12 protein-coding genes and 1 tRNA gene are annotated in these 13,876 nt (G+C 74.2%); 3 read left to right on the forward strand and 10 right to left on the reverse strand.

Annotation, left to right across the window (positions count from 1 at the left end):
* Window positions 1-51: 51 nt before the first annotated feature.
* The 8 genes from AOM09_RS09940 to AOM09_RS09975 form a co-directional block, all read right to left on the reverse strand.
* A complete protein-coding gene (locus AOM09_RS09940; protein WP_062387625.1) occupies window positions 52-678 on the reverse strand; it encodes a GntR family transcriptional regulator in 627 nt (208 codons plus the stop codon).
* Between the two features lie 235 nt (window positions 679-913).
* Window positions 914-2,218 (reverse strand): ROK family transcriptional regulator, encoded by a 1,305-nt coding sequence (locus AOM09_RS09945; RefSeq protein ID WP_062387629.1) that lies wholly within the window; start codon window positions 2,216-2,218, stop codon window positions 914-916.
* 42 nt (window positions 2,219-2,260) lie between these two features.
* Window positions 2,261-3,415: a lycopene cyclase family protein gene (locus AOM09_RS09950; RefSeq protein WP_062387632.1), complete on the reverse strand. Its 1,155-nt coding sequence runs from the start codon at window positions 3,413-3,415 to the stop codon at window positions 2,261-2,263.
* A gap of 6 nt (window positions 3,416-3,421) precedes the next feature.
* Window positions 3,422-5,707, reverse strand: coding sequence for a heavy metal translocating P-type ATPase (locus AOM09_RS09955; RefSeq protein ID WP_062387636.1), 2,286 nt, complete (start codon window positions 5,705-5,707; stop codon window positions 3,422-3,424).
* 76 nt (window positions 5,708-5,783) lie between these two features.
* The gene (locus tag AOM09_RS09960; RefSeq protein WP_228375115.1) at window positions 5,784-6,758 is read right to left on the reverse strand and encodes an aldo/keto reductase; all 975 of its coding nucleotides are present in this window, start codon (window positions 6,756-6,758) and stop codon (window positions 5,784-5,786) included.
* A complete protein-coding gene (locus AOM09_RS09965) occupies window positions 6,755-7,711 on the reverse strand; it encodes a Gfo/Idh/MocA family oxidoreductase (RefSeq protein WP_062387639.1) in 957 nt (318 codons plus the stop codon). Before AOM09_RS09965 ends, AOM09_RS09960 begins: the two co-directional genes overlap by 4 nt.
* Complete coding sequence (locus AOM09_RS09970) at window positions 7,708-9,051, reverse strand: protocatechuate 4,5-dioxygenase subunit alpha/beta (protein ID WP_082099018.1); 1,344 nt, start codon at window positions 9,049-9,051, stop codon at window positions 7,708-7,710. Before AOM09_RS09970 ends, AOM09_RS09965 begins: the two co-directional genes overlap by 4 nt.
* A 1-nt stretch (window position 9,052) precedes the next feature.
* Complete coding sequence (locus tag AOM09_RS09975) at window positions 9,053-10,027, reverse strand: amidohydrolase family protein (protein WP_228375116.1); 975 nt, start codon at window positions 10,025-10,027, stop codon at window positions 9,053-9,055.
* 102 nt (window positions 10,028-10,129) lie between these two features.
* On the opposite strand from AOM09_RS09975, the gene AOM09_RS09980 reads away from it, so the two are divergent.
* Complete coding sequence (locus AOM09_RS09980; RefSeq protein ID WP_062387642.1) at window positions 10,130-11,047, forward strand: LysR family transcriptional regulator; 918 nt, start codon at window positions 10,130-10,132, stop codon at window positions 11,045-11,047.
* On the opposite strand, the gene AOM09_RS09985 is transcribed toward AOM09_RS09980, so the two are convergent.
* Window positions 11,038-11,688 carry a hypothetical protein gene (locus AOM09_RS09985; RefSeq protein ID WP_062387645.1) on the reverse strand — a complete coding sequence of 217 codons (651 nt, stop codon included), beginning with the start codon at window positions 11,686-11,688 and terminating at the stop codon, window positions 11,038-11,040. The two genes, AOM09_RS09980 and AOM09_RS09985, sit on opposite strands and share 10 nt — an antisense overlap.
* 40 nt (window positions 11,689-11,728) lie before the next feature.
* Between AOM09_RS09985 and AOM09_RS09990 the strand changes: the two genes are divergently transcribed.
* Both AOM09_RS09990 and AOM09_RS09995 read left to right on the forward strand, forming a co-directional pair.
* Window positions 11,729-12,478 (forward strand): IclR family transcriptional regulator, encoded by a 750-nt coding sequence (locus tag AOM09_RS09990; RefSeq protein WP_062388101.1) that lies wholly within the window; start codon window positions 11,729-11,731, stop codon window positions 12,476-12,478.
* 89 nt (window positions 12,479-12,567) lie between these two features.
* Window positions 12,568-13,740, forward strand: a complete 1,173-nt coding sequence (locus AOM09_RS09995) for a 4-hydroxybenzoate 3-monooxygenase (RefSeq protein ID WP_062387648.1) — start codon at window positions 12,568-12,570, stop codon at window positions 13,738-13,740.
* Window positions 13,741-13,759: 19 nt separating this feature from the next.
* Here the strand turns inward: AOM09_RS09995 and AOM09_RS10000 are convergent.
* Window positions 13,760-13,835, reverse strand: a tRNA-Arg gene (locus tag AOM09_RS10000).
* Window positions 13,836-13,876: the final 41 nt, after the last annotated feature.

The raw sequence follows: 13,876 nt of genomic DNA on the forward strand, positions 1-13,876 counted from the left end.
ACGGTGTGGTCACGGCGGCGCGGACCGCGCCACCCGCGGCCCGGAGCCCTTTCAGCCGATGCCGCGCAGCGCGTCCGCGACCGACGCGATGTGCGCCCGCATCGCGGTCTCGGCGGCGTCGCCGTCGCGCGCGATGACCGCGTCGATGATCGCCTGGTGCTGGACCACGGACACCTTCGAGCGCCCCGGTACGCGAGACAGCGCGAACTGGTGGCGCACCATCTGCCCGTGCAGGTGGGCGATGATCCCGTTCGCCTTCTCGTGACGGGCGATGTCGCGCAGCGACGCGTGCAGGCGCGCGTTGAGGTCGCTGTACTCGACCCCCTCGCCCGCGGCGACGGCCGCATGCATCGCGCGGCCGATCGCGGCGAGCGACTCGGCCTCCGCATCGGACACCCGCTCGGCGGCGCGACGGGCGATCAGCCCCTCGACCACCTGGCGCACCTCGGTGATCTCGATGGCCTCGTCGATGCCGATCTCGCGGATGCGCGCGCCGCGGTTGCGCTGGCGCTCGACCAGGCCGTCGGCCTCGAGCGCCTGGAGCGCCGCGCGGACCGCGAAGCGGCTCGCATCGAACTGCTCGCACAGCTCGATCTCGACCAGCCGCTGACGCGGCGCGAAGTCCCCGCGCAGGATCGCGGCCTTGAGCTCCTCGATCACCCGGACGTCCGCGACCATGGCACTCCTCCCCTGGCGCCGGCGCGCCGTCACCGGCGGCCTCCCGCCGGCCACGCTGCCGACCGGTGCACCTCACCGACAATATTGTCGACAATACATGGTTCCAGCAAGATGACGTGTCAGCCATGCCCTCCACCACCTGACACTGGCAACGGATCTCGGGCCGACACGCGGGCGATCCACGGCGATACCCCGGCGACACGCCGCCGACCCGGGACCAGGTCCGTTGAAAGTGTCAGCCGGCGGCCGCATCGTCCGCGCGGAGCAGCGGGACCACCGTCGGGTCCTCGAACATCGGCTGCAGCCCGTGACGCGCCGCGCCGACCAGGCCCGCGCGCCGCCCGAGCCTTCCCGACTCGACCGTCACGGGCGCGAGCTTCTCGCTGCGCGGCGCGAGCTGCATCTGGATGCCGGGCTCGAGCCAGCGTCGCAGGCCCGCGAGATAGCCGCCGAGCACCACGGCGCTGGGGTTCACCACGTCGTACGCCGAGCGCAGCGCCGCCCCCAGGATGTCCCCCGCGCGCAGCGCGACGTCGACCGCGCGCTTCTCGCCGCGGTCGAGACGCGCGCGGAGCTCATCGAGGGCCGCGGCGCGCCCCGCCATCTGCGCGAGATCGGTGAGGCGGGCGGACGTCAGCAGCGCGTCGGGCCCGACATAGGTCGACACGCATCCGATCGCGCCGCACACGCACGATCGCCCGCGCCAGTCGACCGTGATGTGGCCGATCTCCCCGCCGTACCCCCGGCCGCCCGCGAGGATCCGGCCGTCCGCCACGATCCCGCCGCCGAGGCTCGGTCCCGACGTGCTCTCCACGTACAGCGTGACGTGGGGGCGCGGACGCGCAAGCGCCCAGTGCTCGGCGAGCGCGGCGGCGCGCGAGTCGTTGATCACCTGGATCCGCAGCGACTCGGGCGCACCAGCGGCGCGCACCAGCCCCACGAGGTCGAGGTGCCCCCATCCGAAGTCGAGCGTGTCGGCGATGCGGTTGTCGCCGCCCACCGGTCCCGGGGCGGTGACCGTGCACGCGAGGAGCACCCCGCCGTGCTCGGCCGCGAGCGACTCCGCGCGCGCGATGAGCGCGGCGATCGCGTCCGCGACATCGCCCGGCTGGCCCCAGCCATGGGACACCGTGCGGGAGGCGGAGTCAAGGAGCAGGCCGGCGCTCGAGTGCAGCTCGGCCGTGAGGCGCTCGCGCTCGATGCGCACCGCGAGGCCCAGACAGCGGTCGGGGACCTGCTCGACCGTCACGCGTGGACGCCCGCGGCCGCGCGCCTCGATGCCGCCGGCGCGCTGGTCGCGCACCAGCCCGCGCGCCGCGAGATCGGCGATCAGGTTGGTGACCGAGGCCGGCACCAGCCCGGTCGCGTGCTCGATGTCCTTGCGCGTGAGGGTGCCGTGCTCGCGCAGCATGCGCATGACGATGCCCAGGTTGTGCGAGCGCAGCGCCGACGGGTCGGCGGCGGCCTCGCCCGCGAGATGCGGGGCCCTGCTCGCGCCGCGCGCGGGCGCGCCGCGGCGGCTCTCAGGCACGGATCCCATGGGGAGCAGGGTACGCGCGGACGATGCGCGGGCCGCGCAGCATCACCGCGCACCCAGGTGCGGCACGAGCGAGCGCAGGCCCGCGCGGGCGAACTCGGGCAGCGAGGCGAACAGGCGCAGCTGCGCGAGCGCCGACGCGTCCTCGTCGAGGAACGCGAGCACCCGGCCCGGCGGGTTGCGGCGCAGCATCGCGCCGAGCACGTCGCGTGCGCCGTCCGGGTCCTCGCGAACCAGCCTCAGCAGCGCCGCGTCGAGCGCGCGGTGCCAGCGGTGAGGGGGCGCGGCGCGCGCCGGGTCCCCGCCGGTCGCGAGCACGCCGGCGAGCGCCGCGCTGTGGCGCTGGATCCGGGCGAAGCCGTATCCGGTGCTCGCGCGCACCAGGCCGGCGTGCGCGCCGATGGGCACCACGGCGCCGGCGGGCCGGGCGGGCGGCGCCGTGAGCAGCGGGATGCGGCCGTGCTCGCGGCCGAGCGTCACGGCGCCCGCGCCGCCCACGACGGCGCGCACGTAGCGCTCGAGCGCGGGCTCGTGCGCGTGGATGCTGCCCGGCGACGCGAAGACGGTGCGCTCGACGAGCGCCTCGTACGGCGACCTCGGAAGCACGTACATGAACGCGACCCCGTCCTCCTGGTCGGTGCGGAAGTCCATGAGGGTCACGGTCGAGGGGTCGAAGACGGGCGCCGGCGAGCGCAGGCGCACGCCCAGGAAGTCGAGCGCCCACGCCTCGCGCGGCGCGGTGGTCGCGCCGACGCCCACCGAGTCGAGCACGCGGCGCGCGCGGAGCTCGACCGGGCCGCCCGGGGACTCGACCGCGACCCTCGCCCCCGCATCGTCCGCCGTCACCGCGACGACGCGACCGCGCACCCTCCTCCACGTGGGCCGGCCGGCGATCGCCGCCTGCGCCGCCGCCTCGAGCGCGGCACCCTCGATCAGCCGGTACGCGTACGGGGCGAGGCTCATGCGCCGCTCCCATCCGGGACCTGCGACCAGCGCGCGCGGAAGCGCCGCCGCGGCACGCGGGTCCGTCAGCCCGTCCCCGCGCGACCACCACGCCCACGCCCGCGTCGCGGGCGGTCGCGCGCCGTCGTCGACCAGCGTGAGGCGGCCGTCCCATCGCGCGGCGGCGAGGTGGCACACGAGCGACAGACCCGCGGCCCCTCCGCCCACGATCAGGGCGTCCGCCCGTGCGACCGCCACGGCTCGTCACCCGCCGGACGCCGGGAGCAGGCCGAAGGCGTCGGCATCCTCCTGCGCGTTGTGCAGCCGCAGCACGGCGTAGAGGCCGTACAGCAGCCGTCGCGCCTCGACCACGGTCTCCGCGTCGTCGTCGCCGCCGTCGAGCAGGCGGCCCAACCGCGCCACCTGATGCTCGATCTCCGCATGGGTGCGGCTGAGGGCGGCGACCGCCTCGCGCGTGCCGAGCGCGCGGGCGACGATGGGCACCAGCCGTTGCTCGTCCGCGCGCTCATGAGGCAGCAGCTCAGTCTCGAGAGCGTGCGCCAGGTCGCGCACGGGCGCGAGGTCGGGCGCCTGGACAGAGAGCGCGTCCGCGACCGTCGCGACGCGCTCGACCAGGGGTCCCAACCCGTCGTGCTCGACCCGCAGCCGCTCGAGCACCGCGCGTTCCTCGGCGCCGAGCGCCCGCGTGCGCTCCCTGCCGGGCATCACGGCGCGCAACGCGATCCCGATCGCCAGCACGTCGATCACCTCCTGAAGCGCCGCTCCCACGGTCGGCCCCAGGAGGCCCAGCGCCGCCGCGACCATCGCGACGAGGGACAACCCCATCCCGATCGCCACGGCCTCGAGGGCGATCCTCCGCGAGCGCACCGCGACCGCCTTCGCGCGGGCGAGGGCGTCGATGCGGTCCACGGTGAGGACCACGTCGGCCGCCTCGGACGATGCGGTCGCGCCCCGGGCGGCGAGCGCGACGCCCACCCCTGCGGCCGCGAGCGCGGGGGCATCGTTGACGCCGTCGCCCACCATCACCGTCGCGCCGCGCTCCGCCTCGCGCGCAAGCGCGGCGAGCTTGTCGGCCGGCGTGCAGTCGGCGAGCACCTCGTCCACGCCGACGATGCGCCCCACGGCCTGCGCGACGTCCGGCCGGTCCCCCGTGGCGAGCACCACGCGGGTGATCCCCGCCTCGCGCAGGGCGCGCACCATGCGCGGCGCATCGGGGCGGATCGGGTCCTGCAGGGTCAGCATCGCGGCCGCGACGCCGTCCACCTCGACCAGGACCGTCATCGAGCCGTCGAGCGCGGCGCGACGCCGCACCCGGGCGACCCACGGCGGCGCGTCCCCCGTGAGGATCCAGCCCGCGCGCCCCACCCGCACCCGCCGCCCTGCGACCGTGCCGACGACTCCCTGACCGTGGATCTCCTCGACCTCGCCGGCCCGCTCGAGCGCGAGACCGCGCGCGAGCGCCGCGGCGACGATCGGCCCGGCGAGCACGTGCGCGGACATCTGGTCGAGGCTCGCCGCGAGCCGCAGGGGCTCGTCGGCGTCGCCGCCGGCGGTGACGATGTCCGCGACCTCCGGCCGCCCGCGCGTGAGGGTCCCCGTCTTGTCCACGACCATGACCGTCGCGGCCGCGAGCCGCTCGAGCGCTCCACCGCCCTTGATCACCACGCCCATGCGCGCGGCGCGCGACAGGCCGGACACGAGCGCGATCGGCGCCGCCAGCAGCAGCGGGCACGGGGTCGCGACCACCAGCACGGCCACCGCGCGCACGGGGTCGCCCGCCACCCACCACGCGACGCCCGCGAGCACCAGCGTGACCGGGACGAACACCACCGCCCAGCGGTCGGCGCTGCGCACGAACGGCGCAGAGCGCGCCTGAGCCTCCTCGACCAGGCGCACCAGCGCGGCGTAGGTGGAGTCCGCCGCCGCGGTCGTGGTGACGATCTCGACGGGCGGTCCCGCGTTGACCACGCCCGACCTCACGTCGTCACCCGCGTCCCTCGACACGGGCGCGGGCTCGCCCGTGAGCGCGCTCTCGTCGAACGTCGCCGCGGAGACGAGCCTCCCGTCCACCGGGACCACCTCACCGGCGCGGACCAGCAGCCGCTCCCCCACGCCGACATCGTCCACGGGGACCTCGAGGATGCCCGCGTCCGTGACGCGTCGCGCCGTCCCGGGGGCGCGCGCGGTGAGCAGACCGAGCTCGCGCCGGGCGCGCGCGTCCGCGCGCGCCTCGAGCACCTGCCCGGTCGCGAGCATGAGCGTGACGATCGCCCCGGCGAGCGGCTCGTCCACCGCGAGGGAGCCCGCGAGCGCGAGCACCGCGATGACGTCGACGGTGGGGCGGCGATGGCGGGCCGCGTCGAGGGTGGCCGCGAGCGCGAGGATGAGGCCGAGGATGGTGCCGGCGACCCACAGCGCGGTCGCGGCGTCGGGGGCGGAGGTCCACCATGCGACGGCGCCCCCGGCCAGCAGGAGGCTCGAGACGATCAGCACGACCGTCTCGAGATGACGCCGGACCATCCCGACCATGCCACCACGGTAGGCGCGCGTCCCGGCGCGGAGCCGGGGCGAAGGTCACGGCCCCGGCGCATCGGCAGGTTCCGCGTCAGGCCACCTCGTCGAAGGACTCCGCGTCGACCTCCGCCGCCTGCGCCGCGGCGTAGCGGGACCCCGAGACGGTCGCGGTGCCGACCAGCCCCCCGGCGCGCGCGAGGATCGCCGGATCCACGTGGAGCGTCGAGGCGGCGCTGTTCTCGCGCGCGTGGTCGAGGCGCGTCGTGCCCGGGATCGCGACCACGTGAGGCCCGCGCGACAGCACCCACGCGAGCGCGAGCTGCGCGGGCGTGCAGCCCGCCTCGGCCGCGAGCGCACGCCACCCGGGCAGCAGGGCGGCGTTGGCGGGCCAGTGCGCGGGCTGGAAGCGCGGCATCGCGCGGCGGATGTCCTTCGGGGCGAACGCGGCAGGGTCCGCGACGGCGTCCGCGAGGAACCCGCGCGCGACGGGCGAGAACGCGACGAGCGCGACGTCGGCAGCGCGCGTCGCCTCGAGGATCCCGAGCTCGGGGTTGCGGCTCCAGGGCGAGTACTCGTTCTGCACCGCGGCGATCGGGGCCACGGCGAGCGCATCATGCAGGCGCGCGACCGACACCTCCGACAACCCGATCGCGCCGATCTTCCCCGCCGCCACCGCCTCCGCGAGCGCGCCTACGCTCTCCCCGATGGGGACCGCCCGGTCCCAGCGGTGCAGGTAGTAGAGGTCGATGCGCTCGACCCCGAGGCGCGCGAGCGAGGCGTCGACCTGCGCGCGGAGCGTCGCGGGCCTGCCGTCGATGACCTTGACCCCGTCGACCAGGGCCATCCCGCCCTTGCTGGCGAGCAGCGCATCGTCCCGGCGTCCGCGGAGCGCCCGCCCCACGAGCTCCTCGTTGCGCCCGCCGCCGTAGAGCGTGGCGGTGTCGAGCAGGCCCACGCCCTCGTCGAGCGCGGCGCGGAGCATGCGGACGCCGTCCTCGGGTGCGGGCGCGACGCCGTACGCGTGGCTCAGCTCCATGCAGCCGAGGCCCATCCGGGGCAGGATCACGCGAGCTGCCGCTCCAGGTCGCCCAGCACGCGGTAGCAGTCGATCACCTGGCGCAGCGAGGAGTTCGGCTCGCGGCCGTCGCGGATGGCCGCGATGAACTCGCGGTCCTGGAGCTCGATGCCGTTCATGCTCACGTCGACGTGCGACACGTCGATGGCCTGCTCCTTCCCGTCGACCAGGTCGTCGTACCGCGCGACGTAGGTGCCCGTGTCGCCGATGTAGCGGAAGAACGTGCCGAACGGGCCGTCGTTGTTGAACGACAGCGACAGCGTGCAGATGGCGCCCGACTCCGCCTTGAGCTGGATGGACATGTCCATCGCGATGCCCAGCTCCGGGTGCAGCGGTCCCTGGAGCGCGTTCGCCTGGACGATGCGCCCCGCCTGGTAGGCGAACAGGTCGACGGTGTGCGCGGCGTGGTGCCACAGCAGGTGGTCGGTCCACGAGCGCGGCTCGCCCTGGGCGTTGGTGTTGGTCCGGCGGAAGAAGTAGGTCTGGACGTCCATCTGCTGGAGCGCGAGCTCGCCGGCGGTGATGCGCCGGTGGATCCACTGGTGGGACGGGTTGAAGCGACGGGTGTGGCCCACCATCGCGACCAGGTCCGACGCCTCGGCCGCGACGAGCGTCGCCTCGGCATCGGCGAGCGAGTCGGCGAGCGGGATCTCCACCTGGACGTGCTTGCCCGCGGCGAGCGCGGCCTGCGTCTGGGCGGCGTGCATCCCGGTGGGCGTGGCGAGGATGACCGCATCGACGTCGTCGCGCTCGAGGACCTCCTCGAAGCTGAGCAGCGCCGTGGGGACGCCGTACCTCTCCGCCACCGCCTGCGTCGGCTCGGGTCGGGTGCCGCTCACCACCGTGACCTCGGCGCCCTCGATCTGCATGAGCCCGTCGAGGTGCTTGCGTCCGAACGCGCCGGCGGCGCCCACGACCGCGATGCGGACCTTGTCCCCGCTCATGCATGCACCTCCTGCGGGAGCTGCTCCTCGGCGGGCGCGGGCTGCGCGACGGGGTTGCTCAACACCAGGTGCCCGACCGCCGTGTTCGAGGCGGGCACGTGATAGAAGCGGTGGTCGACGCTGGGCGCGCCGCCCTCGAACTGATCGTCCATCGCGCCGCGGGCGATGAGCCAGTCGACCAGCTCGATGCCCTCCGATCCCGCCTCGTCGACGTACTCCATGTGCGGCCACTCGGTGAGGCCCAGCGGGTCGGCGATGAGGTGGTCGAGGAAGGCGTTGTCCCACTCCTCGTTGATGAGGCCCGCACGCGGGCCCTGGAGCTGGTGGCTCATGCCGCCCGTGCCCCAGATCTGCACGTTCAGCGGCTCCCCGTCCCACTTATCGAGCGCGCGGCGGATCGCCTTGCCGAGCTCGTAGCAGCGGCGCCCCGACGGCACCGGGTACTGCACCACGTTGACGGGCAGCGGGATGATCTTGCACGGCCATTCGTCAACGTCGCCGAAGACGAGCGACAGCGGCACCGTGAGCCCGTGGTCGACCACCATCTGGTTGACCAGCGTGAGGTCGAAGTCGTCCTGGATCACGGACTGCGCGATGTGCGCGGCGAGCTCGGGATGGCCGTGGACGTCCGGCACGGGGCGCGGCCCGTAGCCCTCGTCCGCGACCGGGTAGTGGGCCCCCGTGCCCAGCACGAAGGTCGGGATGATGGTCGAGTCGAAGGCCGTGGCGTGGTCGTTGTAGACCAGGATGATGACGTCGGGCGTGTTCTCCTTCGCCCAGCGCTTGGTCCACTCGTAGCCGGCGAACATCTTCCGCCAGTACGGCTCCTCGGTCTTGCCCAGGTCGATCGCCGCGCCGATCGCCGGCACGTGCGACGTGAACAGCGCCGAGGTGAACCGCGCGCGCGGGTCCTCGCGCATCGTCGTGGCCTTCTCCGTCGACGGCGGCGTCCACCCGTCGAGGTCCTTGAGCCGCACCCCCTCGGGGCGGCGCCCGCCGCCGACCATCATGTCACGGTACGCGGCCTCGCTCATGCCCGTCATGGACCCGGCCATCTGCTGGAAGCTGAGGCCGTGGGTGGCGCCGATCTTGGACAGGAAGTAGATGTTGCCGCCCTCCGCCATCATGGCGTTGAGATCCATGTCGAGCACGGCCTGACGCTGCGCCGGGGTGAGCGGCCACTCGTCGAGGTAGGCCGCGCGGTCGGCGAGGTAGCGCTCGCGGTTCTCGGGCTTCATCAGCGACATCGAGAACTGGTTGAGATGGAAGCCCTTCCGCGCCTGCTCCGCGTCGAAGATGATGGTGCCGGGGATGTCCTTGTAGGGCTTGTCGAGTGCCATGTCATGCTCCTTCCGGCCAGTACAGGCGCTGGGGGTTGTCGACGAGCAGCTTGCGCTGCAGCTCGGGGCTCGGGGCGATCCGGGGGATGAAGTCGACCAGCAGCCCGTCGTCGGGCATGTGGTCCGTGAGGTTGGGGTGCGGCCAGTCGGTGCCCCACAGCACGCGGTCGGGGAACTCCTCGACCACGCGGCGGGCGAACGGCACCACGTCGGCGTACGCATGCTGCTCGCCGTCGAGCGCGACGGGACCGGCGGCGCTGAGCCGCTCGGGGCACGTCACCTTGGTCCACACGTTCGGGTTCTCGCGCATGAAGCGGAGGAACAGCGCGAACTCCGGGCCGTCCACGTCCTTCGCCACATCGGGGCGGCCCATGTGGTCGACCACCACGTCCGTGGGGATGGCGGAGAAGAAGTCGTAGAGCTCGGGGAGGTCCGCGGCCTCGAAGTAGATCACCACGTGCCAGCCGAGCGGGGCGATCCGCTCGACGATGCTGTCGAGGGCATCCGTGGGCACGCGGTCCACGAGGCGCTTGACGAAGTTGAACCGCACGGCACGCACGCCCGCGGCGTGCAGCTCGTGCAGCTCCGCGTCGGTGACGTCGCGGCGCACCGTCGCGACGCCGCGCGCGCGGCCCTCGCTGCGGCGCAGCACGTCGACGAGCGCCCGGTTGTCGGCGCCGTGGCACGTGGCCTGCACCACCACGTTGCGCTCGAAGCCCAGGTGGTCGCGCAGCGCGAACAGCTGCGCCGCGGACGCGTCGCACGGCGTGTACTTCCGCTCGCGCGCGAACGGGAACTGCGCGCCAGGGCCGAACACGTGGCAGTGGGCGTCGACGGCGCCCGCCGGGAGCCGGAAGGTCGGGGCCGACGGGCCGTCGTACCAGTCGAGCCAGCCGGCGGTCTTCTCGAAGCCTCCGGTGGTCTCGCCGTGGCGCGCCGGGGCGTCCGGGTCGGTGTCGGGGATGTCCTTGAGCACGAGTGGCGTCCTTGTCACTTGCGGGTCTGCCGCCAGCCTAGGTCCGCGCCGAACTGTGGTCCAATAGATTCGGCCAGACCGCCCCATAGAGAGGATCGATGCATGTCGGTGGCGGACCTCAACCAGCTGCGCACCTTCGTGGTGCTCTACGAGGCGCGCAGCCTGACGGGCGCGGCCGACCGGCTCCACGTCACGCAACCCACCGTGAGCTACACCCTCGCGCGGCTGCGCACGAGGTTCGGCGACGACCTGTTCCGGCGCGAGGGGCACGTCATGGTGCCCACGCCGCGCGCGACGCAGCTGTTCGGCCCGCTGCACGAGGCCCTCGCCCAGATCGACGCGACGGTCGCGGACCGCGCCGACTTCGTCCCCCAAGACTTCGACGGCGAGCTGGTGCTCGGGCTCACCTCGATCGGCGAGCAGACGTTCCTTCCGCCCCTCATGGCCGCGCTGTCCCGCGCGGCCGCGAGCCCGCACCTCGTGGTGAGGCGCCTCGACGCCGGCGCCGCCGAGGAGGAGATCGTCCGCGGCGCGCTCGACGTCGCGCTCACCGTCTCCGTCATGGACACGGCGCGCCTCTGGCGGACACCCGTGCGAGGCGTCGAGTACGTCGCGCTCGTCTCGCGGGATCACCCGCTTCCCGAGCCCGGTCCGGCGATGTTCGAGGGCCGCCGGTTCATCCGGGTGTCCGCGCGCGGGGGCCACGTGTTCCCCAACCAGGCGCTGGTCGAGCACGGGCTCGTCCCCCAGGTCGCGCTCACCGTCGAGGAGCACTCGACGGTGCCGGCCGTGCTGGTCTCGACCGACCTGGTCGCGCTGCTGCCCAGGCACGTCGCGGACGTGTTCTGCGGCTGGTTCCCCACGCTCGAGGTCGCGGACCTCCCATGGCCCGGCACCAGCTCGCCCGTGTCCCTGTACACGCGCCGCGAGATGAACCTCTCACCCGCGCAGCGGTGGTTCCGGCGCCTCGTGCTGCGCGCCGTGAGCAGCGGCGAGTTCACCGACGACGCTCAGCGCTGAGGGCGGTTCCAGCTCGCACGCGCCGGGAACATCGGGCTGCGCACGGGGATGGTCCACGACGAGTGAGGGTGGACGGTGAGGAGCGCCCGCTCCCACCACGCCCGCGCCTCCTCGGACAGGCGGGGCAGCACCGCGTCCTTGTCGGCATCGTCCTCCGGCCGCGGGCTGAAGCACTTCCACACGAGCTGCACCTCGGGCGCGCCGGTGGGGATGCCCCCGATGTCGAGCACGGCGCGCTCCCACGGGAGCTGGAGCCGCGCGTCGCGTCGGTAGACCCAGGCCCGCGGCGCGCCGTCCTCGACGTTGACGCGCAGCACCCAGGCACCCGTCGCATCGTCCCTGATGAGGACCGGCTGGAGGTCGGCATCGTCCTCCGCCTGTGCGATCGGCATCACGCCGTCGCCGTCGGGCACCCACGCGCTGCACGTCGCGGGCAGCGCGTCGAGGAGTGCGTCGAGGTCGCCGGGCAGGGTGCTGACGTCGATGTTCTCGCGGACGCGGACGGGCGCCCCGAGCCACCGGTCGAGCGCCGCCCCACCCGAGAGCCACCAGCGCGCGCCGCCGGGCGCGAGGAGCTCCGCCACCGCATCGGCGTCGAGCGCGGCCCAGGGGGTGGCGGAGGCGGGGGTCGGCGTCGACATGGTCCGAGGCTACCGCCGTGCGCTGTGGCATCCTGCCGACGTGGCGAACTCCCCGACCGGCGACTCGGTCACCGACCGGCTGGTCCGGGTCCTCGAGACGTTCACGCCCACGAGGACCGTGCAGACCGCCGCGGAGATCGGGAGGCGTGCCGGGCTGCCGTCGTCGACCGCGCATCGCGTGGTGGGCGACCTGGTGGCGGCGGGCCTGCTCGACCGCGACGGCGACGGGCGGGTCAGCGTGGGGCTGCGCCTGTGGGCGCTCGCCACCCGCTCGTCGCACGCGCTCCGGATGCGCCAGGCGGCGCTGCCCGCGATGGAGCGCGTCCAGGCGCGCGTGCGCGAGCACACCCAGCTCGCCATCCTCGAGCAGGACGAGGCGCTGTTCCTCGAACGCCTCAGCCACCCGGAGGCCGGGGCGAACATCACCCGGATCGCCGGACGCCTGCCGCTCCACGCGGCGTCCTCGGGGCTGGTGCTCCTCGCGTTCGCGGACCGCGCCGTCCAGGAGCGCGTGCTCACCCGTCCCCTGCGCCGTCTCACGGCCGCGACGCCCACCGATCCGGCGACGGTACGCCGCACGCTCGCCGAGGTGCGCCGCCTCGGGCACGTGATCGCGCCGGGGTACGTCGACGTGGTCTCGACCGGCGTCGCCGTGCCGGTGCGCGACGCCGCGGGCCGCGCGACGGCGGCGCTGTCGGTGGTCCTCCCGCGCGAGGCTCCGACGGCCCTCGCGCTCGAGGAGCTGCGCGGCGCCGCGCGCGCGGTCGAGCGGGCGCTGGGCGCCGGCTGAACGATTCGGACTCCCGTTCAACGGGAGTTCGCTCCCGCGACGAGGCGCACCGTCCCACAATGGCGACGCATCACGTCGAAGGAGACAGCATGAGCCCGACCGTCCGCACCCAGGTCGCCATCGTCGGAGCGGGACCCGCCGGCCTGGTCCTCTCGCATCTGCTCGCCGCGGAGGGCATCGCGTCGATCATCGTCGACGCGCGCTCGCGCGAGGACATCGAGCAGACCATCCGGGCGGGCATCCTCGAGCAGGGCACGGTCGACCTGCTCGCCACCATCCCCGGCTCACGCGTCCACTCGGTCGGCATGCGCCACGACGGCATCGAGCTGCGCTTCGAGGGGGCCGGGCACCGGATCGACTTCCACCGCCTCGTCGGGCGCTCGGTGTGGCTCTACCCGCAGCACGAGGCGCTCAGGGACCTCCTCGCGGCCCGCCTCGCGGACGGTCAGGACATCCGCTTCGGCACGACGGCGACCGCGATCGAGGGCGTCGACGGCACGCGCCCGCGCGTGGTCGCCACCGACGCCGCCGGAGGGGTGGTCGACATCGAGGCCGACTTCGTGGTCGGCGCGGACGGCTCGCGCTCGGTGGTGCGTCACGCGATCAGCGGTCCGCACGCGGGCCTGTTCCGCGAGTACCCGTTCGGCTGGTTCGGGATCCTCTGCGAGGCCGCGCCGAGCGCGGACGAGCTCATCTACTCGAACTCCCCCGACGGCTTCGCGCTCATCAGCCAGCGCTCGGCCACCGTCCAGCGCATGTACTTCCAGTGCGACCCCGACGCCGACCCGCACGCCATGAGCGAGCGCGAGATCTGGGACGAGCTGCAGCGCCGGGTGCCCGGCACCGAGCTGGTCGAGGGGCCGATCTTCCAGCGCGACGTGCTGCGCTTCCGCTCCTTCGTCGCACGCGACCTGCGCGCGGGCCGCGTCGCGATCGTCGGGGACGCCGCGCACACCGTGCCGCCGACCGGCGCGAAGGGCATGAACCTCGCCGTCGCCGACGTGGTCCTCCTCGCACGTGCGCTCGAGGCGCTGCTGAAGCGAGCGGACGCCTCGCTCATCGACGGATGGGCCGATGCCGCGCGCGCCCGCATCTGGAAGGCGCAGCACTTCTCGTGGTGGATGACGAGCATGCTGCACACCGTCCCCGGCGCCACCGACTTCGACCGCGCGCGTCAGCTCGGCGAGCTCCGCACCGTGGTCGAGTCGGAGGCGGGCCGCACCTACCTGGCGGAGGCGTACACGGGCTGGCCGCTCGGCTGACGGGGCCGCGCCGCGGCCGTGGTGCGCCTGGCGCGATTCGAACGCGCGACACCCGCTTTAGGAGAGCGGTGCTCTATCCCCTGAGCTACAGGCGCCTGCATCGGGGTACGCGCACCAGGGTACCGGCTGCGAGAAC

Origin of the sequence: Demequina iriomotensis (assembly GCF_000971395.1) — a bacterium.
GTDB classification, from domain to species: domain Bacteria; phylum Actinomycetota; class Actinomycetes; order Actinomycetales; family Demequinaceae; genus Demequina; species Demequina iriomotensis.